At 74.7% G+C, this 20332-nt stretch carries 20 protein-coding genes; 9 read left to right on the forward strand and 11 right to left on the reverse strand.

Translation table 11 applies throughout. The features are described from left to right. Positions 1 to 326 precede the first annotated feature (326 nt). The 3 genes from ACZ5WK_RS11460 to ACZ5WK_RS11470 all read left to right on the forward strand — a co-directional run bounded on the left by ACZ5WK_RS11460 (position 327) and on the right by ACZ5WK_RS11470 (position 3584). Positions 327 to 1451 carry a DegT/DnrJ/EryC1/StrS family aminotransferase gene (locus ACZ5WK_RS11460; protein WP_465547126.1) on the forward strand — a complete coding sequence of 375 codons (1125 nt, stop codon included), beginning with the start codon at positions 327 to 329 and terminating at the stop codon, positions 1449 to 1451. Positions 1452 to 1518: 67 nt separating this feature from the next. Then, the gene (locus ACZ5WK_RS11465) at positions 1519 to 2484 is read left to right on the forward strand and encodes an NAD-dependent epimerase/dehydratase family protein (RefSeq protein WP_465547127.1); all 966 of its coding nucleotides are present in this window, start codon (positions 1519 to 1521) and stop codon (positions 2482 to 2484) included. 11 nt (positions 2485 to 2495) lie between these two features. After that, the gene (locus tag ACZ5WK_RS11470; RefSeq protein ID WP_465547128.1) at positions 2496 to 3584 is read left to right on the forward strand and encodes an MGDG synthase family glycosyltransferase; all 1089 of its coding nucleotides are present in this window, start codon (positions 2496 to 2498) and stop codon (positions 3582 to 3584) included. Positions 3585 to 3726: 142 nt separating this feature from the next. On the opposite strand, the gene ACZ5WK_RS11475 is transcribed toward ACZ5WK_RS11470, so the two are convergent. The 3 genes from ACZ5WK_RS11475 to ACZ5WK_RS11485 form a co-directional block, all read right to left on the reverse strand. After that, on the reverse strand, positions 3727 to 4455 hold the full coding sequence (locus ACZ5WK_RS11475; RefSeq protein ID WP_465547129.1) for a polysaccharide deacetylase family protein: 729 nt from the start codon (positions 4453 to 4455) through the stop codon (positions 3727 to 3729). A gap of 11 nt (positions 4456 to 4466) precedes the next feature. Continuing rightward, positions 4467 to 5273 carry an SDR family NAD(P)-dependent oxidoreductase gene (locus tag ACZ5WK_RS11480; protein WP_465547130.1) on the reverse strand — a complete coding sequence of 269 codons (807 nt, stop codon included), beginning with the start codon at positions 5271 to 5273 and terminating at the stop codon, positions 4467 to 4469. A gap of 299 nt (positions 5274 to 5572) precedes the next feature. Beyond that, on the reverse strand, positions 5573 to 6460 hold the full coding sequence (locus tag ACZ5WK_RS11485) for a hypothetical protein (RefSeq protein WP_465547131.1): 888 nt from the start codon (positions 6458 to 6460) through the stop codon (positions 5573 to 5575). 385 nt (positions 6461 to 6845) lie between these two features. Between ACZ5WK_RS11485 and ACZ5WK_RS11490 the strand changes: the two genes are divergently transcribed. Further along, positions 6846 to 7253: a YciI family protein gene (locus tag ACZ5WK_RS11490; protein WP_396322234.1), complete on the forward strand. Its 408-nt coding sequence runs from the start codon at positions 6846 to 6848 to the stop codon at positions 7251 to 7253. Between the two features lie 8 nt (positions 7254 to 7261). Continuing rightward, the gene (locus tag ACZ5WK_RS11495; RefSeq protein ID WP_465547240.1) at positions 7262 to 8407 is read left to right on the forward strand and encodes an RNA polymerase sigma factor; all 1146 of its coding nucleotides are present in this window, start codon (positions 7262 to 7264) and stop codon (positions 8405 to 8407) included. A 199-nt stretch (positions 8408 to 8606) separates the two neighbouring features. Here ACZ5WK_RS11495 and ACZ5WK_RS11500 read toward each other — a convergent pair whose 3' ends face one another. From ACZ5WK_RS11500 to ACZ5WK_RS11520, 5 genes are all read right to left on the reverse strand, one after another. Continuing rightward, the gene (locus tag ACZ5WK_RS11500; RefSeq protein WP_465547132.1) at positions 8607 to 10352 is read right to left on the reverse strand and encodes a condensation domain-containing protein; all 1746 of its coding nucleotides are present in this window, start codon (positions 10350 to 10352) and stop codon (positions 8607 to 8609) included. Positions 10353 to 10526: 174 nt separating this feature from the next. After that, positions 10527 to 11351 (reverse strand): 4'-phosphopantetheinyl transferase family protein, encoded by an 825-nt coding sequence (locus ACZ5WK_RS11505; RefSeq protein ID WP_465547133.1) that lies wholly within the window; start codon positions 11349 to 11351, stop codon positions 10527 to 10529. Next, entirely contained in the window at positions 11348 to 12172 is an 825-nt protein-coding gene (locus tag ACZ5WK_RS11510) for a hypothetical protein (protein WP_465547134.1), read from the reverse strand. The genes ACZ5WK_RS11505 and ACZ5WK_RS11510 overlap by 4 nt, the downstream gene beginning before the upstream one ends. 4 nt (positions 12173 to 12176) lie before the next feature. Further along, a complete protein-coding gene (locus ACZ5WK_RS11515; protein WP_465547135.1) occupies positions 12177 to 12467 on the reverse strand; it encodes an acyl carrier protein in 291 nt (96 codons plus the stop codon). 128 nt (positions 12468 to 12595) lie between these two features. Next, positions 12596 to 13528, reverse strand: a complete 933-nt coding sequence (locus ACZ5WK_RS11520; RefSeq protein WP_465547136.1) for a 3-oxoacyl-[acyl-carrier-protein] synthase III C-terminal domain-containing protein — start codon at positions 13526 to 13528, stop codon at positions 12596 to 12598. A 123-nt stretch (positions 13529 to 13651) separates the two neighbouring features. On the opposite strand from ACZ5WK_RS11520, the gene ACZ5WK_RS11525 reads away from it, so the two are divergent. The 4 genes from ACZ5WK_RS11525 to ACZ5WK_RS11540 all read left to right on the forward strand — a co-directional run bounded on the left by ACZ5WK_RS11525 (position 13652) and on the right by ACZ5WK_RS11540 (position 16993). Continuing rightward, complete coding sequence (locus ACZ5WK_RS11525) at positions 13652 to 13951, forward strand: hypothetical protein (RefSeq protein ID WP_465547137.1); 300 nt, start codon at positions 13652 to 13654, stop codon at positions 13949 to 13951. Next, complete coding sequence (locus tag ACZ5WK_RS11530) at positions 13948 to 15126, forward strand: glycosyltransferase (RefSeq protein WP_465547138.1); 1179 nt, start codon at positions 13948 to 13950, stop codon at positions 15124 to 15126. The genes ACZ5WK_RS11525 and ACZ5WK_RS11530 overlap by 4 nt, the downstream gene beginning before the upstream one ends. 121 nt (positions 15127 to 15247) lie before the next feature. After that, positions 15248 to 16204, forward strand: coding sequence for an ATP-binding cassette domain-containing protein (locus ACZ5WK_RS11535; protein WP_465547139.1), 957 nt, complete (start codon positions 15248 to 15250; stop codon positions 16202 to 16204). Between the two features lie 24 nt (positions 16205 to 16228). After that, positions 16229 to 16993, forward strand: a complete 765-nt coding sequence (locus tag ACZ5WK_RS11540; RefSeq protein WP_465547140.1) for an ABC transporter permease — start codon at positions 16229 to 16231, stop codon at positions 16991 to 16993. A 78-nt stretch (positions 16994 to 17071) separates the two neighbouring features. On the opposite strand, the gene ACZ5WK_RS11545 is transcribed toward ACZ5WK_RS11540, so the two are convergent. The 3 genes from ACZ5WK_RS11545 to ACZ5WK_RS11555 form a co-directional block, all read right to left on the reverse strand. After that, positions 17072 to 18412, reverse strand: coding sequence for an aminotransferase-like domain-containing protein (locus tag ACZ5WK_RS11545; protein WP_465547141.1), 1341 nt, complete (start codon positions 18410 to 18412; stop codon positions 17072 to 17074). Next, positions 18409 to 19347, reverse strand: a complete 939-nt coding sequence (locus ACZ5WK_RS11550) for an alpha/beta hydrolase (protein WP_465547142.1) — start codon at positions 19345 to 19347, stop codon at positions 18409 to 18411. Before ACZ5WK_RS11550 ends, ACZ5WK_RS11545 begins: the two co-directional genes overlap by 4 nt. A gap of 115 nt (positions 19348 to 19462) precedes the next feature. Beyond that, positions 19463 to 20233, reverse strand: a complete 771-nt coding sequence (locus ACZ5WK_RS11555; protein WP_465547143.1) for a class I SAM-dependent methyltransferase — start codon at positions 20231 to 20233, stop codon at positions 19463 to 19465. Positions 20234 to 20332 lie beyond the last annotated feature (99 nt).

The raw sequence follows: 20332 nt of genomic DNA on the forward strand, positions 1-20332 counted from the left end.
GCCGCGGGCGTCCTCGGACACGTCCGGTGAGTGCTGTGCGCGCAGCGGTGGCGACACCCGGACGGAGTATCCGCGGCCTGCGCAGGGCGACGGAGGGGTCGCCTCCCGGAGCCCTGGGCGGGCGGCCGGGCGCGGGCGAGGGCGGCGGGGCGCGGCGGGCAGGGGCCGCGGATCACCCGGGTGGGCGGTGACGACGGGCCGGGGCCGGGCGGGCGAAGTAGCGTGATGTGCCTGGCCCGACCGTTTTGCCTGGTCTGCCCGGAGATACGTGTTTCCCAGAGATGCATGTCCTATGAAGTGTTCATCCTGTTGCCGGAGGAGGCCCGATGGGCGTTCCAGCCGCTCGCATCGTCTTCGACGAGAGCGACCGTTCGGCCGTCGCGGACGCGGTGACGGAGATCCTTGCCACCGGCGCGCTGACGCTCGGCCCCTGGACCGAGCGGTTCGAGGAGGCCTTCGCGGCCGAGCACGGTGCCACGCACGCCGTCGCCGTCGCCAGCGGCACGGCGGCGCTGGAGATCGTCCTGCGCACCGTCGACGTCCGTGACCGTGACGTGGTCGTCCCGGCCGTCACCTTCTACGCGACCGCCGGAGCCATCCTGCACGCGGGTGGGCGGCCGGTCATCGCCGACGTCGACCCGGCCACCTTCGCCCTCAGCCCCGAGACGCTGGAGGCGGCGCTCACCCCGGACACCGCCGCCGTGGTGCTGGTGCACATCGGCGGGCTGATCACCCCCGAGGTGGACGCCCTGCGCGCGATCTGCGACCGGCGCGGCATCCCGCTGGTGGAGGACGCCGCACACGCCCACGGCTGCAGCTACGACGGGCGCCCCGCCGGGTCGTTCGGCCTGGCCGGCGCCTTCTCGTTCTATCCGACCAAGGTCACCACCAGCGGCGAGGGCGGCATGATCCTCACCGGGTCGGCCGAGCTGCGCGACGAGGCCCGGATCCACCGTGACCAGGGCAAGGGCTCGTTCACCACCAACCACCACATCCGGTTCGGCGCCTCCTGGCGGATGAGCGAGCTGAACGCCGCCGTCGGCACGGTGCACCTGCGGCGGCTCAAGGAGTTCGTCGAGACCAGGCGCCGGGTCGCCCAGCGGTACGACGCGGCGCTCGCCGGGCTCGACGGCCTGCGGCCGATGGCCGAGCCGGCCGGTTCGCGCAGCAACTACTACAAGTACGTGGTGCTGCTGCCGGCGGGCGTCGACCGCGCCGCGTTCAAGCGGGCGGTGGCCGAGGAGCACGCCGTCCGGCTCTCCGGCGAGGTGTACGACCTGCCGCTGCACCTGCAGCCGGTCCTGGCCCCCTACCGACGGGGGCCGCTGCCGGTCGCCGAGGACCTCTGCGCCCGGCAGGTCTGCCTGCCGGTGCACTCCGACATGACCGAGGACGAGACCGACCAGGTGATCGCGGCGGTCACGGCCGTCCACCGGCGGCTCGCGGGATGAGCCCCAGCCGGGAGCACCCCGCCGTCCGGAGAGCCCCGACCCAGCCAGCCGGAGAAGGAGAGAGAACGTGCGCGTAGCTGTCACCGGGGGGTGCGGATTCATCGGCTCACACGTCGTGGACCGGCTGCTGTCGGCCGGGCACGAGGTGCTCGCGGTGGACACCACCGACAAGTACCTCAACCCCGGCGCCGAGCACGCCCGGATCGACATCCTGGACCTGCCCGCGCTCACCGCCGCCCTGGACGGCAGCGAGGTGGTCTTCCACCTCGCCGCGATGGCCGACGTCGAACACGTCGCCGCCGACCCGGTCCGCGCCGTGCGCACCAACATCGACGGCACCGAGGCCGTCCTGGAGGCGGCCCGGCGCAGCGGGCTCAGCCGCACCGTGCTGGCCAGCACCGTCTGGGTCTACGGCGCCGCGCTCGCCGAGGCCGGGATGGACAACGGCGAGCAGGAGCTGGACGAGCACGTGCCGATCGAGCTGGACCACAGCGGGCACCTGTACGTCGCCACCAAGCTCGCCGCCGAGATGCTGGTGCACAGCTACCGGGAGCTTTACGGGGGGCACTTCACCATCCTGCGCTACGGCATCCCGTACGGGCCGCGGATGCGGGACGAGCTGGTGGTCGCCCGGTTCGTGCAGGCGGCACTGGCCGGACGGCCGATCACCATCGCGGGGGACGGCCGGCAGAGCCGCAACTTCGTCTACGTCGAGGACCTCGCGGACGCCCACGTCCGGGCCCTCTCCCCCGCCGCCGAGGACCAGACCTTCGCCCTGGAGGGCTCGACCGCGATCTCGGTGCGGGACATCGCCGACACCGTCGACCGGTTGCTCGGTCCGGTCAGCATCGAGCACATCGAGGCGCGGGCAGCCGACTACTCCGGGCGCCGCATCTCGGCCGCGCAGGCCAAGCGGCTGCTGGGGTGGTCGCCGCGTACCAACTTCGCGGACGGGGTACGGCGGTACGCCGACTGGTACCGGGACGAGGCGGCGCCGGCCCCCGCGCCCAAGCCCGCTCCGGGCACTTCCTGAGGCCGCGCCCGGTGCCGCACGCGCTGCTGGTCTCCGGCTCGCTCGGACAGGGCCACGACGTGATGGCCCAGGCCTGCGCGGACTCGCTGCACGACCGCGGGTGGACCACCAGCACCGTGGACGCGATGGCCCTGCTCGGCCAACGGTCCGGCGCAGCCGGGGAGCTGGTCTTCCGCCGGCTGCTCGGCCTGCCCGGGGTCTACGACGCCTTCCACTTCTCCGCGCTGCGGCCCGGCGCCCGGATCGCGCTGCTCGCCGACGCGGCGGCTCGGACCCGGCTGGTGCCGGCCCTGCGGAAGCTGGTCGCCGAGCAGCGGCCGGAGCTGGTGGTGTCGGTGTTCGCCACCGCGACCTCGGCGGTGAACCGGCTGGGCAGGGACCACGGCGCGCCCGGCTTCCGCCACCTCGTCCTCTGCACCGACGTCACCCCCCACCGGCTCTGGGTGCAGGCCGGCACCGACCTCTTCCTGGTCACCTCCGAGGTCGCCGCGTGCGCGGTGCGGCGCTACCGCCCCGAGGCGGCGGTCGCCGTACTGCCCGCGCCGCTGCGGGAGCCGTTCTACCGCCCGCCGGGGCGGGCGCAGGCCAGGGCCGAGTGCGGTGTGCCGCCGGACGCGCGGTGCGTGCTGCTGATGTCCGGGTCCTGGGGCCTCGGCCCGCTCGCCCGGACGGCGGCCTCGCTGGCGGACGCCGGGCCGCACGTGCTCGCCGTGGCCGGCCGCAACCGCGAGCTGGAGCACCGGCTCCGGCACGCCGCCGGGCCCCGCCCCAACCTGCACCCGTTCGGGTACACCGACCGGATCCCGGCGCTGATGACCGCCGCCGACCTGGTGGTGACCAGCTCCGGCGACACCTGCAGCGAGGCGCGGGCGCTCGGCCGCCGGCTGCTCCTGCTGGACGTCGTCCAGGGGCACGGCCGCGACAACCTCCAGCACGAACTGGAGCTGGGCCACGCCGACGTGACCTCGGCCGGCCCCGCCGAGGTCGTCCGCAACGCCCTCGCCGCCCTGGACCGCCCCTCCCCGGCCCCCTCCCCCGGCGCCTCCCCGGAGGGATGGCGGACGGGGTTCGGGGCGGCGCTGGAGCGGGTGGGGCTCTAGCAGGGCTGTACCAGAGCGGTATCAGGGCTGTAGCAGGGCGGAGTAGGGCGGGTACCAGGGGCCGGATCGGGCGGTTCCGGAGCACGTGGGCCGAAGCACGTGGGCCCGGAGCACGTGGAGCTGCGGCCGGCCGCCCGGCGCGTCACGCCACGCCGTGGTCGCGCAGCGGGCCGAGGGTCAGGCCGTGGCTCCGGCAGTGGGCGGCGATCAGCGGGAGGGCGCCGAGGGTGGCACGCCAGGAGCCGGGGGCCGAGGTGCAGTCCGAGTCGTGGAGCAGCAGAGTGGCGCCGCCGGTGAGACCGGGGCGGGCGGTCACGAAGACGGAGTCGGCGGTGGCGCGGTCGGTCCAGTCCCGGCCCCAGGCCGTCCAGAGGACGGTGCGCAGGCCGAGGCGGTGGGCGGCCAGCGCCGGGCCGGCCGTGCGGACGCCGTAGGGCGGGCGGTACCAGCGCGGCCGGGCACCGCAGAGCCTGGTGACCGCCTCGGTGGCGCGGCGCAGCTCCCGCAGATCGCGCCCGGGGGCCGGGTACCACTGCTGCCGGTGGTGCCAGCCGTGGACGGCCACCTCGTGGCCGCGGGCCACCAGTTCGCGGCCGAGGCCCGGGGCGCGTTCCAGCATCGCGCCGAGCAGGAAGAAGGTGGCGCGGGCTCCGATGCCGTCGAGGGCGTCGAGGATGTACGGCGTGCTGCGCCGGTCCGGGCCGTCGTCGAAGGTCAGTGCCACATGGCGGGGTTCGGTGCCGTACCCGGCGGTGCGGCGGGCCACCGTTCGGCGGACGGCGGTCAGCCGGACGGCGGCCGGGGAGAGGTGGACGAGCTGGACGCCTGCCACCGCCAGGGCGGCCCGGCGGACGGTACGGGCCCGGTCCATCGGCGCCTGCCTCAGCCGAACCGGGCGGCCATCCGCCGGAACGCCCCCGGTGCGACGCCGTGGATCCGGGCCGGGAAGCCGAGCCAGCGCGGGACGAACGGCCGGTCACAGGCGGTGGTGAGAGTGGCGAACACGGTCTCGGCGACCACTTCGGGAGTGACCGGGCGGGGGCGTTCGCGCTGGTACGGGGTGCCGCGACGGGCGAAGAACGGGGTCTCGACCGCACCCGGCAGCACGATCCGGACGCCGACGCCCGTCCCGCGCAGCTCGTACCAGAGGCTCTCGGCGAACATCGCCAGCCCGGCCTTGGTCGCGGCGTAGGCGGCCTCGTCGCGCACGCCGACCTGGCCGGCGATGGAGCCGAGCAGCACGATCCGGCCGCGGCCGCGCTCCAGCATTCCGGGCAGGAGGAGGCGGACCAGACGCAGCGGGGCCGCGAGGTTGACCTCGATCATCCGGTCCAGGGTGTCGGTGGGCGTCTCGGCGAAGGGGCCGCGCCAGCCGAGGCCGGCGCTGGCGATCAGCGCGTCCACCCGGCCGGCGGCGGCGAGGGCGGATTCGGCGAGGCGCTGCGGGCCGTCCGGCTTGGCGAGGTCCTCGGGCAGGGCCCGGCCGCCGGTGCGGGCGGCGACATCGTCCAGGCGGGCGCGATCGGTTCCGGAGAGGAGCAGCTGCCAGCCGGCCGTACCGAGGCGGGTCGCCGTGGCGGCGCCGATGCCCGAGGAAGCACCGGTCACCAGGACCACCGGCGGGTCGGCCACGGGCCGGCGGGGCTTCCGGAATGGCTTCCGGAAGGAGTGCTGGGCTTCGTCCGTCATGGCTCCTGCCGCTCTGTGCGCGCCGCGCCGTCGGCCGGGTCGGGCGCGGGGGTCCCGAATGTGCGTCCGGCGCGTGAGCCCGGCGTGACCTGTGCTGTGTGGCCTGTGCCTGCTCGGTTCGTCCGGTGTTCGGTCCGTCATGTTTTGCCCGGCAAGCCACCTTCGCACGGCGGCGCCGTCCGGGCGACCGGGCACCGTTCGGGGTGCGCAGGTGTCGTTCGCGGTACGGGTGTCGTTCGGGGCGTGGGTGCCGTTCGGGCTGTACGTGTCGTTCGAGGTGCTCGAGGCCGTCCGCCGGCCTACCGGGGTGGCAGCGCGGCCTCGGCGGCCTCGTCCGGGGCCGGGCGAGCGCTGGGGCCCACCTCGGGCTCCACCTCGCCGAAGCGGGAGAGGACGAAGGTGCCGCCGACCGCGACCGCGAAGCCGGTCAGCGCGCACCAGCCGTAGCCGGGGCGCGCCGCGTCCCCGAGCGCGGCCACCCCCACCAGGGCCGGGCCGAAGGTCTCGGCGACCGACCCTGCGGCCGTCGCCGCCGTCACCGTCCCGCGTTGCAGGGCGAGCGCGTACGCGAGGTAGCCGCCCAGCCCGCCGGCGGCGAGCGCGTACGCCGCCGGATCGGTGAAGACGTCCGCCGGGCCGGCGGCGTCCAGGACGCGCACGGCCAGGCTGGTCACACCGAAGCCCACGCCCGCGAGCAGGCCGAGGCCGGCCGCCGCCGCGTTGCCGCTGCGCCGGGCCAGCACCAAGGTGAGCAGCAGCATCAGCGCCGTGGTGGCCAGCAGCGACCAGTGGAAGGCGGGCGGGGCGTGGTCGCGGCCCTCGTGGCCGGAGCCGAGCGCGAGCAGGGTCAGGCCGGCCACCACCGCCGCGATCCCGGCCAGGTCGGAGCGGCGCAGCCTGGCGCCGAGCAGCCGGGCGGCGGCAAGCGCGGTGACGGCCAGGCTGGCGTTGGTGACCGCCTGGACGAGGAAGAGCGGAAGGGTGCGCAGCGCGACGATGCTCAGCGCGAAGCCCGCGATGTCCAGGCCGGTGCCGAGCAGGAACTGCCAGGAGCGGGCCAGCGCGGCCAGCAGCCCGACCCGCACCCGGTCCGCCCGGGGAGCCGACCGGGCGCCGCGGGCCTGGAAGACCGACCCGAAGCCGAAGCAGACGGTCGCGACCAGCGCGGTGGTGAGTCCGAGCAGCATGGCTCTCCCAGCCTCGGCGGCAGGATCCACCACCAGTCTCTGCCCGCACGGCCGGGCCCGCACCGGAGGCGGCGTGGGTGGGAGGTGAGGTGACCGGCGGCGAGGGGCGGGCCGGCGTTGTCCCCGGGCCCCCGGCGTCCGGGCCGGGCCTGCCGGACACGGCGCCGGACCTCGCTCCGTCCCGACCTCGCGCCACGCCGCGCCGCGCCGTGGACCGGAGCGCCGCGGACCGGGGCGCCGCGGACCGGAGCGCCGCGAGGCGGCTCACCCGGCTCGTCCCGGGCGCCAAAATAATTCCGCCCGCGATGTCGAGAGCCGGTGACCGGCTCCGTCCCCGCAGTGAAAGCGACCACAATGGGCCGCACCAGTACCGAGGAGAAACACGATGGCCAAGTACCTGCTGCTCAAGCACTACCGTGGCGCCCCGGCTTCGGTCAACGACGTGCCGATGGACCAGTGGACGCCGGAGGAGATCTCGGCGCACGTGCAGTACATGAACGACTTCGCGGCCCGGCTCGAGAAGACCGGTGAGTTCGTCGACGGTCAGGCACTCGCCCCCGGGGGGACGTTCGTCCGGTACGACGGCGAGGGGCGCCCGCCGGTCACCGACGGCCCGTTCGCCGAGACCAAGGACCTCATCGCCGGCTGGATGGTGATCGACGTCGACAGCTACGAGCGCGCCGTCGAGCTGGCCGGGGAGCTGTCGGCCGCCCCCGGGGCGGGTGGGAAGCCGATCCACGAGTGGCTCGAGCTGCGCCCCTTCCTGTCCGCGCCGCCCACCATCACGGAGTGACCTCATCGATGGACGAGGCCCTGCTCCGGAGCCTCACACCGAGCGTGCTCGCCGTCCTCGTCCGCCGCGGAGCCGACTTCGCGGCGGCCGAGGACGCCGTGCAGGAAGCGCTGGTCGAGGCGGTCCGCGTCTGGCCGGACGACCCGCCGCGGGACCCGAAGGGCTGGCTGATCACCGTGGCCTGGCGGAGGTTCCTCGACGCGACCCGGTCCGACGCCGCCCGCCGCCGGCGTGAGGACCTCGTCGACGAAGAGCCGGCGCCCGGGCCCGCACCCGCGGTGGACGACACGCTCCAGCTCTACTTCCTGTGCGCCCACCCGTCGCTGACGCCGTCGTCCGCGGTCGCGCTCACGCTGCGTGCCGTCGGCGGGCTGACCACCCGCCAGATCGCGCAGGCCTACCTGGTGCCCGAGGCGACCATGGCACAGCGCATCAGCCGGGCCAAGCGCACCGTCTCCGGCACGCGCCTCGACCGGCCCGGTGACGTCGCCACCGTCCTGCGCGTCCTCTACCTGGTCTTCAACGAGGGCTACTCCGGCGACGTCGACCTCGCCGCCGAGGCCATCCGGCTCACCCGGCAGCTCGCGACCCAGGTCGACCACCCCGAGGTGGCGGGGCTGCTCGCCCTCATGCTGCTCCACCACGCCCGGCGCGCCTCCCGGACGGCACCCGACGGCAGCCTGGTGCCGCTCGCCGCGCAGGACCGCGCCCGGTGGGACACCAGGGCGATCGCCGAGGGCGTCGGCATCCTGCAGGCGGCCCTCGCCCGCGACCGGCTGGGCGAGTTCCAGGCCCAGGCCGCCATCGCGGCACTGCACGCCGACGCGCCCACCGCCGGGGAGACCGACTGGGTGCAGATCGTCGAGTGGTACGACGAGCTCGTACAGCTGACGGACAGCCCGGTCGTGCGGCTCAACCGGGCGGTGGCCGTCGGAGAGGCCGACGGACCACGCGCCGGCCTGGCCGCGCTCGTGGCGCTGGACGACGCGCTGCCCCGCCACACCGCGGTGGCGGCGTACCTCCACGAGCGCGACGGCGACGTGGCGACGGCGGCACGGCTGTACGCCGAGGCGGCCCGGAAGGCGCACGACCTCGCCGAGCGCGACCACCTGACGCGCCAGGCCGCCCGGCTCAACGACCGCCGGCGCCGCTGAGGGATCGTGCGTGGACGCCCGCTCGGCACGTGGCGGGGGCGGTGGCGCGGTCCCGTGGCCGGAGCGGTCGCCCCGACCGGTCGGGCGAGGCCCGGAGATACCGGGCGAAGAACCTGGTTGCGCTGCCGGCCTCGAACAGGGGGATATCGACGTGCCTCCGACGCATTTCTCCACCACTGATCACAACTCCGGGCGAGCACTACGGCGTTCCTCCCGGAGGGCCCGCGGCGGGGCCGGCGATCGCCGGGTCGCGGCCGGTGCCTTCGGCGGTGACCGGCAGGGTGCTCCAGGGCGGCAGCCCGTCCGGGAGGGCGCCGGTGGCCGTGTGCACGAGGTAGTGGTGCGGCGCCATCGCGGTGTCGTGGCCGGGGAGAGCCGCCACCACCGCCCGGTGGGCGGCGAGCGGGGTGAGCGCCGGATCGTGGGTGGCGATGCGGGCGACGAGGCGGCCGTCCACGCGTTCGACCGCGGTGCTCACGGTGGTACCGAGGGCGCCGGCGACCAGGGCCCGGACGGCCTCCAGGTCGATCCAGCAGCCGTCGATCAGTTCCCAGGCGCCGGTCCGGACGGCGGACGGCACACCGGTCAGGGCGGGCAGGTCGGCGAGTGGGAACGGCCCGTGTGCGGCGGCCCCGAGGAGGGCCGGCAGGGCGAGCGCGAACCGCTCGGCCTCCGTCCGGTCGAGCACCTGCGGGCAGGTGAGCAGGGCGAACTCCAGGCTGCCGGAGGTCCGGAGGACGGTGAGCATGATGCGGACCGGGAGCGGCTGGTCGGGCAGCCAGGTCAGTTCGGGGTCGCCGACCGGGGCCGGGCGGGCGTCGGACATCGCCTCGGGGATGGCCGGACTGAGGTCGTTGACGACGACCTGCCGGGCGAAGCGGGCGCCGCGCAGGTGGGCGACGTCCTCGATCAGCTGCCAGACCTTCCCGGCAGGGAGGGTGCTGTGCCAGTAGCCGGCGAGCGAAGCGGCCTTGGTGCGGCCGATCAGCTCGTCCAGGTCGACGGCGCCGGCGTCCAGCGCGAGCAGGGCGTCCTGGGCGAGCGTGCCGATGTGGTCGGCCATCGCGGCGCGTTGGCGGTTGGCGGAGAGAGCGGCCAGCACCAGTGTGGAGTGGCCGGCGCGCTGGGCGACCAGGGCGGCGAACGCCGCGAGCAGGACGACCGAGGGGCTCGCGCCGGTCCGCCGCGAGGCGGCGGCGAGGTCGGCACCGGCCGCGCGGGAGCGCAGGACGACGGCGGCGACGTTGTCCGCGGGGCCGGTGATCCGGGAGTCGGCGAAGACCGCCTGCGGGCCGGTGGCCAGGATCCTCTCCCAGTGCCCGAGCCCTGCGGCGGCCTTGCGCCGGCCCTGGTCGCTCCGTTCCCGGGCGGCCACCTCCAACGGGGTCCGGGCCGTTGCGGGCGGCAGCTCCTTGCCGGCGGCGAGCACCAGCCAGTCCTGGATCAGCAGCGTGGTCGCGACGCCGTCCGCGCCGGCGTGGCAGACCACCACGATCAGCCGCAACGCCCGGTCGGCGTCGGCCAGCAGGGTGAAGCGGAGCCGGATGCCGTCCGCCAGGTCGAACGGGACTGCCACCTCGCGACGGCCCGACTCCTCGGCCAGCCTGTCGAGTTCGGTCTCCGCAAGGTCTCCGGTGTCGAGTACGGTGACGGTGAACTCGCCCTCGCCGCGGACCTCCTGGCGCTCCGGGAACGCCTCCGGGCCGGGGCCGGGCGGGAAGACGGTGCGCAGGGATTCGTGCCGCTCGACCAGGACGCGCAGCGCGTCGAGGGCGGCGGGCAGGGTGGTGCCGTCGGGCACCGGCCAGACCGACTCCTTGTTGATCTGGGCGGGCTGGTCGCGCCGGATGCAGCGGATCATGTTGTCCTGGCCGAGGGTGAGCGGCCCGGAGCCGCTGCTCGCGCCGCTGTACCGGACGGTGATCCGCCGGCTGGTCTCTGTCACGTCGTCCGTGCCCTTCGGCTCGCCGGGGGTCCAAGGGGGGTCTGAAGGGTCTGAAGGGTCTGAAAGTCGGGGTCTCGGTGATTCTCAGTGGGGTCTCAGCGAGGTGCGGACCGGGACGCTATCAGCGACCGGGAAAGTGGTCCAGACCAAGAGTTCCGGAGATCTGACTGACCGTCAAATATGCGATGAGAAAGGATCGGTCAGTACTGTCGGAGCGGACCACCGATGAAGGCGGAGCCGGAACGGGCGGTCGCCGACGGCCGCCACCGCGGCCCGGAACGGCCCCGGCACCGGGGCGTCGTCGATCCGGCAGGGGCCGTCGCCGAGGGCGCCCACGTCGGCCAGGACGACCGGCGCCGGACCGGCCAGCGGCAGGGCGAACCCCTGCACCAGCCGACCGCCGTACGCCTTCACACAGGCCTCGCGGCGGCACCAGAGCTCGGTGAAGCGCTCGGCCAGGGCGGCGGGCGAGGCGGACGCGGCCAGCGCCGCGGCCTCGGCGCCCGGGAAGTAGCGGTGGGCTATCCGGGCCGCGACGCGCGGATCGTGGACCTCCTCGACGTCGGCGCCGACCTGCCGGCCGTCGGTGAGGGCGAGGACGGCGCGGGCACCGGAAGCGGAGTAGCTGACACCGGGCGTGCGGCCTTCGCCGACCGGCTCGGGCTTGCCGTGCGGGCCGAGGCGCCAGGTGAGTTCGGCCGGGTGCAGGCCCAGGCGTTCGGCCACGAGCAGCCGGACGGCGCCGTGCACAACCGTGAAGCGGCGGCCTGCCCCAGGGGCCGATCCGGCGGCTCGGGCGCGTTCGCCGAGGTCCAGCAGGGTGCGCAGCGCCCGCACCACGGGATCGGGTTGGTCGGTCGGTATGACCCAGAGATCGACCAGGTCGGGCACATCCGCCGGGCCGTCCGGGCCCACCGAGTCGGGCACATCCGCCGGATCGCACAGGTCGGGCAGGTCGGGCAGGTCGGGCAGGTCGGGCAGGTCGGGCAGGTCGATCATGGCCCGGCCCGCAGGGTCAGGGTGCTGAGCACGCCGAGCCGGCGGTCGAGACCGGCGGCCAGGACGGGCCGCCCTTCGGCCCGCCAGGCGGGGAGCCGCTCGGCCAGCGCGGACCAGAGCCCGGTGAACGGCTGGCCGCCGGGTACCTCGACCACGCCGTCGAGGCCGGGGCCGACCGCCAGACCGGGGCCGAGCAGCACCGCCGCACCCTCCCCCAGCGCCTCCGCCTCCACCCGGACCGTCTTCGCCGCGAGTTCGGCATCGGCCGAAAAGATCTGATGGATCGTCAATTCATGGCCCTCTGCCTCCTCGCAGACCAGCACGACAGCACAGTGCCGCTCGGGCAGCTCGACCGGTTCGGCCGCCCGGTGGTGCAGCGCCGTCTGCTCGGCCAGCACCACCACCGCCCGGCGGCAGGCACCCGTCCGGTGGTACTCGGCGGCGATCCGCAGGGCACTGAAGGCCGCGGCCGAGCCCTGGTCGCAGAGCGCGAAGGCGAGCGGCTCGCCCGGGCAGGAGCGGCTGAGGGCCAGCGAACTCGGCGCCCCCGGGCGGACGTCCGGGGAGTCGAAGGCGAGGATCAGCAGGTCGACCGGCCGGCCGTCGGCGAGCGCCTCGCGCAGCAACCCCTCGGCCATCTCCTCGTAGGAGTGGCCGACACCCTCGGTCAGCAGGTCCTCACGCAACGGCAGCCCGTACGGGCGGACCAGATCGGAGACGAAGACCCGCAGGTCCGGGTCGAGCGAGGCCTCCGACCGGCCGTCGACGTACCCCGCCACGACCCGGGTGACGGCCAGGCCGGGGGCGGAAGCGGCGGCCACCCGGTCAGTCCTCGGGGATGATGTGGCCGGCCACGTAGTCGGCCAGGCTGGTCACCGAGCGCAGGTCGTCCTCGCCGATCTTCTCGACGTCGACCTGGATGTCGAGCGCCTCCTCGACCTCCAGGATCAGCTCGATGGTGCCCGCCGAGGTGAGGCCGAGGTCGTCGAAGAGGCAGGCGTTCTCGGGGATCTCGGAGAGGTCGCGCTTGAGTACGCGGGGCAGCAGCTCGCCGAGGCTCTTCAGGATCCGCTCGCGCAGCTCGGCTTCAGTGGTCTGGACCGCGGGGTCTGGCATGGATGTCCCGTCCCGTCGTGCATGAAAGGTGAATGGGTGCGGTGGAAGCCGCGGCCGAGGGTGTGGTCGTCCTCGCCGTGCCACGGCATCGCCTGTGCTCGCCCTGCACTCGTCCGACTGACGGTGCCTCAGTGCTGAACGGCCATGGCGGAGAAGGTGGCTCCGACACCGGCGGCGGCGATCAGGTAGCGGTCGCCGCGGCGGAGCAGCCCCCGTGTGGTGGCGGTGTGGAGATTGATGAGGCTGTCTGCAGCGAAACTGTGCCCGACCGAGGGCACGTTGTCCAGCACCACCTTTTCCACCGGGTACCCGATCCGGCGGCAGATCATCCGCCAGGACGCCTGGTTGACGTTGTGCGGAAGGACCACCGCCACGTCCGAGAGGTCCAGACCTGCCTGGTCGAGGGCGGCCTCGATCGCCTCGATCATCACCGTCGGGTACTCCCGCTGGTAGCGGGCGAGCAGGTCCGGATCCCCGGCCAGGCGGCCGTCGAACTCGGGCCGGTGGCGGACGGCGTAGGAGAGCACGCGGTTGCGCTCGCCGGTCGCGCGGACCAGGCAGGCGGCCGCACCCTCGGCGAAGATCCCCGTCTCGGGCACCACCTGGGCGTCCTTGGTGAAGGTCTTCTCCCCGGCCAGGACCAGGGCCAGCGCCTCCGGGTCGTCGGTGCCGGCCAGCAGCCGGCCGGCCAGGTCGACGGCCAGGAGGCCCACCGCGCAGGCGTGGTGGGTCACGGTGAAGGCGCCGGCGCGTGCCAGGCCGTAGCGGTCGAGCAGTTGGTGCAGCGGGTTGAGCGGGTACGGCACCGCCACCGGCATGCTGCGCGCGTGGATCACGAAACGGACGTGCCGTTCGCGTCCGCGCAGCTCCGGTAGTGCCTCGACGGCGGCGCCGAGCAGGTCGGGCAGCGTCCCGTCCGGGTCCAGTCGCAGCTGGTCCAGGCCGTGGAAGCGGCGGAAGAGTCGAAGTTGACGTGGGGTCAGGCCGATGCGCTCGCCCACCGCCTCGATGGGCACGGTGTGGTGGGGAAGGTGGACGGCCACTGCCTCCAGTGCGGTCACGCGGGCTAGTATTCCGACGCCCGACGGGTCGCACAAGTGATCTCGGGCCGTTCGGGCGCGAGTCTGCGCACCCGCCCCCCGCCATCATCCGCCCCCTGCCGTCGAGCTGGTGGAGCCACCCCCATGACCCATCGTGAACCGTCCTTCCCCCCTGTCCCGGTCCGCCCGGAGCTGGTCGAGCTGCTGGTCAAGGCCGCCGACGCGCCGCCGGAGTGGGCCGCACTGATCACCCCGCAGGCGCGGCTGGACGCCGATCTGCTGCTGGACGAGTGCGAACTCGCCCTGCTGGACGCCCTGCTGACCGAGCGATTCGGTACCGCGGCCGGCCTGGCCGCGCTGCGCGCCGGGCTGGACCTCGGCGCTCTGGAGGCACTGACCGTCGCCGAGGTGCAACGCCTTCTGCCCGAAGGGGCAGCCCGATGAGCCGGTTCCTGCTGGTCGTGCCTCCGCTGACCGGACACGTCAATCCGACCGTCGGCATCGCCCGCGAGCTGACCGCGCGCGGGCACGAAGTCGCCTGGACGGGCACCGAGTCGGTCCTGCGGCCGCTGCTCGGGCCCGAAGCGGCCGTCCTGGGCACCGGCACCCGGGCGTTCCGGGCGCAGGGCGGGCACGGGCTGGCCGCCCTGCGCTCCCTCTGGGAGGGGTTCATCGTCCCGTACGCGCGGTTCACGGCGAAGCCGTTGGACGCGGTGGTGCGGGAGTTCCGGCCGGACGCACTGCTGGTCGACCAGCACACGCCGGCGGGCGCCCTGGTCGCGCACCGGTACGGGCTGCCGTGGGCGAGCCTGGCGCCGGGCGGGATGGAACTCGGGCGGCCGATGCGGGCATTGCCGCAGGTGGAAGCCTGGATGACCGGGCTGCTGCGCGGCCTCTGGCAGCGGGCCGGGCTGCCCGAGGGCGAGTACACCGATCCGCGTTTCTCCCCCGCCCTGGTGCTGGCGCTCACCGGCCCGGCGCTGACCGGCGCGGCGTTCCCGGAGCACGTGGCACTGGTCGGGCCGGTGCTGACCGAGCGGCCCGCCGATCCGGCGTTCCCGTGGGAGCGACTGGAGCACGGGCGGCGCAGGGTGCTGGTCACCATGGGCACGCTGGCCGGCGAGCTCGGCACCGGCTTCCACACCCGGGCCGTCCGGGCGCTGGCGCTCTGCGGCGACGACGTGCAGCCGGTGATCGCGGCTCCGCGCGCGCTTCTGCCCGAACTGCCCCGTCACGCCGTCGCGGTGGACCGTGCACCGGTGCTGGAGCTGATGGCCCGCGGCGCGCTGGACGCGGTGCTCTGCCACGGCGGGATGAACACCGTCGGCGAGGCTCTGGCGCACGGGCTGCCGCTGGTCACCGCACCGATCCGGCACGACCAGCCGTTCGTCGCGGCGCAGGTCACGGCGGCCGGCGCCGGGCTGCGGGTGCCGTTCGCCCGGGTGACGCCGAAGCAGCTGGCGGCGCGGCTGCGCACCGTTCTGGACTCGGAGGACCACCGGGCGGCCGCCGTTCGCGTCGGGGCCGAACTGCTGGCCGGCGGCGGGGCCGTGGCGGCGGCCGACCGGCTGGAGTCGCTGGTGGTGGGCGGAACGGACCGGCAGAATCCATTGGTCTAGGCCATTGTTTCAGGGGCGCCGCAGACCCTAGGGTGGCGCGCAGTGCCGCGTTCGGCGGCGCCCCCTCCGCAGCACCGCATCCCAGGTGCCCCGGCAACCCATCCCCGCACGGGAGTTCTGGTTGATCGAGACCAAGGGACTTCGCAAGTCCTATCCGTCCAAACAACGCGGTCAGGCCGCCGTCGACGCCGTCCGCGGCATCGACCTGGACGTGGCGGCAGGTGAGATCTTCGGCTTCCTCGGCCCCAACGGCGCCGGCAAGACGACCACTCTGCGCATGCTCGCCACGCTCATCCGCCCGGACGGCGGCGAGGCCCGGATCGCCGGCGCCGACCTGCTCGCCGACCCTGCCGACGTCCGCCGCCGCATCGGCTACGTCGCCCAGGGCGGCGGCACCACCGACGCCGTCAGCACCCGCGAGGAGCTGGTGCTCCAGGCGCGGATGCACGGCACCGGAAAGGCCGCGGCCCTGCAACGCGCCGAGGAGGCCCTGAAGGCCTTCGAGCTCACCGAGTTCGCCGACCGGCCGTGCCGCACCTACTCCGGCGGTCAGCGCCGCCGGGTGGACATCGCACTCGGCGTCATCCACGCCCCCCGGGTGCTCTTCCTGGACGAGCCCACCGTGGGCCTCGACCCCGCCGGCCGGGGCCAGGTCTGGGCGGAGATCCGCCGGCTGCGCGACGAGGGCATGACCGTCGTGGTGACGACCCACTACCTGGAGGAGGCCGACGCGCTCTGCGACCGGGTGGCGATCGTCGACCACGGCGAAGTCGTCGCCGAGGGCACGCCCGAGACCCTCAAGCGGGAGATCTCCGGCGACGTCGTCCTCGTCGGCCTGCCCGCCGGGGAAACCGAACGGGCCACCAACGCCCTGCGCGAACAGGCCTACCTGCACCGCCTGGAGGCGCAGGGCGAGGGCGGCCTGCGGCTCTACCTGGACGACGGCGCCGCCGCGATCCCGCAGCTGCTGCGCGCGCTCGACGGCGCGGGCGTGGTGCCCGGCACGGTGCAGTTGCAACGGCCCAGCCTGGACGACGTGTTCCTGGCCCGCACGGGCCGCTCGATCGAGCAGGCCTGACCTCCGACACCCCAAGGGGCTCTCTTGAAGCTCGCCCGTGACACCTGGCTGGTCTTCCAGCGGCAGCTGCTGCTGATGTGGCGAACGCCGGTCTGGATCGCCGTCGGCGTGATCCAGCCGGTGTTCTACCTGCTGCTGTTCGCGCCGCTGCTCAAGAAGGTCCTGGAACCGATGGGCGCGACCACCTACGCCGCGGCCTACCAGATCTACGTTCCGGGCCTGTTGGCGGTGCTCTGCATCTTCGGCGGCCTCTACACCGGCTTCAGCCTGCTCGGCGAGCTCAAGTCCGGCATCATCGAGCGGGCCCGGGTGACCCCGGTCAGCCGGCTGGCGCTGCTGCTCGGCCGGGCGCTGCGCGAGACGGTGGCGCTGCTGGTGCAGGCCGTGATCATCACCCTGGTGGCGCTGCCGTTCGGCCTGCGGGTCGGCCCGGTGGACCTGCTGCTGGCCTACCTCTTGCTGGGCCTGCTGGCCCTGATGACCTCGGCGATCTCCTACGGCATCGCCCTGCTGCTCCCGGCCGACGAGGCGATGGCGCCGGTGGTGAACACCCTCGCGCAGCCGATCGCGCTGCTCTCCGGCGTCCTGCTGCCGCTGGCGCTGGCGCCGGTGTGGCTGCAGTCGCTGGCCAGGTGGAACCCCTTCTACTGGGCCGTGGAGGGCATGCGGGCCCTGTTCTCCGGCCGCGTCGGGGACAGCGTGGTCTGGCAGGGGCTGCTGGTCGTCGTGGTGATGACGGTGGCGGCGGTGTACTGGTCCGCACGGCTGTTCTCCACGCGGGTGCGCTGAGGCCGGACGGACGGCGAGGCGGGGCCGGGGCTGTTCGGCCCCGGCCCCGCCTCGGTGGCACCTGGCTCCCGTCCGGACCTAGGCGGTCGGACCTGGTGCGGCCTGCTCGCGGACGAAGCGGGCCAGCGCGGCGACCCCGTCGACGATCTGATGCTCCGTCAGGGCACTGATGGAGAGCCGCAGCCGCCGCTCTCCACCGCCGGCCGGGTAGAACGGCGCCATCGGGGTCCAGAGCACCCCGTGGTCCCGGGCGCACCGCTCCATGGCCGCCTCGTCGGCCGGGAAGGGCACCGTCAGCACGGCGAAGAAGCCGCCCTCCGGCCGGTTCCAGGACAGGCCCAGCCGGTGGCGCTCCGCCGCGGGGAAGTGCCGCTCCAACTCCCGTAGCAACACGGTCATGTTGGCCGCGTAGTGGGCCGTCGCCCCGGCGTTGGCTGCGCGCAGCCGGCAGCCGTGGCGCAGCAGCATGCCACCGATCACGGCCTGGCTGAGCGCCGGCGTGTTGACCGTCGTCATGCTCTTCAGCTTGGCCAGCTCGTCCGCCAGCAGCGAGCGCCGCCCGCCGGGCCCGGCCACCTCCTGGTCGGCCACGACGTAGCCGAGGCGGGCGCCGGGGAAGCAGGTCTTGGCGAAGGAGCCGAGGTAGACGACCTGGCGTCGCCGGTCCAGGGCCTTCAGCGTGGGCCGCTCACCTGGGTCGCGGGCGAAGAAGCCGTACGGGTTGTCCTCGATGACGAGCAGGCCCTCCCCGGCCGCGGCGTCCAGCAGCCGGGCCCGGGCGGGGACGGGCATGCTGGTGCCGGAGGGGTTGGCGAAGTCGGGGACGACGTAGAGCGCGCGCGGGCGCCGCCCCCCGGCCCGCACGGCGTGGGCCGCGGCGCAGACGGCCTGCGGGTCCGGGCCGCCGTCGGGGCCCTCGGGCACCGGGACGGTGGTCAGATCGAGCAGCCGGGCGGCGCCGGTCACGCCGACGTAGCAGGGCGAGCTGACCAGCAGGACGTCGTCCGGGCCGGCGCAGAGGGCACGCAGCGTCAGCAGCATGCCCTCCTGGGCACCGACGGTCAGCACCAGGGCCTCGGGCGGGACGGCCAGGCCCTCGTCGTTGGCGAGGGTACGGGCGACCAGGCCGGCGATGACCCCCTTGGTCGGCCCGTACTGGAAGAGCGTGGTCCGGACCGCGTCCCGGCCGGCGCCCCGGTCCGCCAGGTGGTCCAGGTAGGTGTCCAGGTAGGTGTGGACGTCCTCGGGTTCGAAGAAGCCCTCGTAGGGCCGGCCGGGGGCGAAGGAGACCGCGTCGGGGTAGCGGGTGGTGACCTCGTTGAGGAAGGTCATCGCGTCCAGCAGCGGGTCGGCGAGGGAGGCGTGCAGCTCGGCCAGTTCCAGCGGCGGGACGGGCTCCGGCGGCTCGGGCGCGCTCACCGGAGGGCCTCGCGCAGCCGGTCGGCGGCGTACCGCTGGGCGTCGCCGGCGGCGTCCAGGACGCCCGTCATGGCGAAGAAGCCGTGCGGCATGCCCGCGTACCGCCGGGATTCGACGGGGACGCCGGCCGCCCGCAGCGCGTCGGCGTAGCGTTCGCCCTCGTCCCGCAGCGGGTCGTACTCGGCGGTGATCACGGTGGCGGGTGGCAGCCCGGCGAGGCTCGGGGCGCGCAGCGGGGAGGCGTGCGGGTGGTCCCCGTCGGCGGGGTCGGCCAGGTAGTGGCCCCAGTACCAGGCGACCGAGCGGCGGTTGAAGAGCGCCGGGTCGTCGTGTTCGCGCAGCGAGGCGGTGTCGGCCCGGTGGTCGGTGTTGGGGTAGACGAGCAGTTGGTGGCGAAGGGCCGGGCCGCCCTCGTCGCGGGCGAGCAGGGTCAGCGCGGCGGCGAGGTTGCCGCCAGCGCTGTCGCCGCCGACGGCCAGGCGTGTCGGGTCGATGCCGAGGCCGGCAGCGTGTCCGGCCAGCCAGCGCGCGGCGGCCCGGCAGTCGTGGACGGCGGCGGGGAAGGGGTGTTCGGGGGCGAGGCGGTAGCCGACGGAGGCGGTGACGCAGCCGACGGCGTTGGTGAGGCGGCGGCAGATCGCGTCACTGGTGTCGGGCGAGCCGAGGGTCCAGCCGCCGCCGAACAGGTACAGCAGGGCGGGGAGTGCCGGGCCGGCGGTCCGCTCCGGGCGGTAGAGGCGGAGCGCGAGTTCGCCGCCCGGGCCGGGGATGCGGTGCTCCTCGACGGCGGCGACGGGTTCGGGGGTGCCGGCCGCGGCCCGGATGTCGGCGAGGTCGGCGGCCCGGGCCTCGGCCGGGGTGAGGGTGTAGAGCGGTGGCGTGCCGGCCCGCGCGCGGCGCTCGCGCAGGGCCTTGGCCTGGGGGTGCAGTGGCATGGGTCGTCCCGTCGAACTGTGGGGTGCGCGGCCGGGTCACCGGCTCGGGCCGGCGGCTCGGGGTCAGGGTCTGGTGGGCCGGTTGGGATCGTCCGGTCGGACGTGCCGGTCGAGGTCAGCGGTCCGCCTCGACGTAGATCGTCTCGTCGGTGCGGAAGGCGGTGTCGAGGTTGGCGACGTCGGCGCGGATGCCCTGCCGGTAGGCGCAGTGGCGGATCTGCCCGGGCTCGAAGCCGGCCCGGGTGAGGACGTGGCACAGCTCGTCCAGGTCGTAGATCCACTGGTGACCGTAGTACCGGAAGATCTGGTTGACCAGGAAGGCCGGGCGTTTCGGCATCGGCGGGCCGAAGCCCATGGTGGTGAGGCGGCGGCGGTGCCTGGCGAGGAAGCCGTCGTCGGTGACGTAACCGGCCAGGTAGCGGGCGAGGTCCGGGGTGGTGAGGCGCAGGACGCCGCCGGGGCGCAGCACGCGCCGGGCCTCGCGCAGCCAGCCGACGGCGACCGGCAGGGTGACGTGCTCGATCAGGTGCTCGGCGTAGACCCAGTCGACGCTGGCGTCGGCGAACGGCAGCGGCCGGGCGATGTCGAGCTGGGTGAACCAGCGGTCGCCGTCGACGCGGTAAAGGGTGCCGGGCTCGGTGGCGGCGTCGGAGCTGGACAGAGCCGTGAGGTCGGTGCCGAGGCCGGCCGGGTGGGCCGTCCGGAAGGCGGCGAACTCGATGCCGGTGAGGCCGAGTTCGCGGAACTCCTGGTGGTCGCGCGGGAGCCGGTCGGCCGGTTCGAGGGTCTTGCAGGTGGCGACCCGGTCGCTGACCTCGTCGAGGCGCGCGGCGAGCCCCTCGGGGTCGTCCCAGTCCCAGCCGGGGAAGGCGTCCTGGTTCTTCATGTCGTCGGTCCTTCGGTCGGGGCCGCTGCCGGGCGGTGTTGCCGGCTGTGCCGGGTGGTTGCGAGAGGTATGCCGGGTGGTTGCGCGAGATGGGCGGGG

The organism is Kitasatospora sp. NPDC032757, from assembly GCF_055579305.1.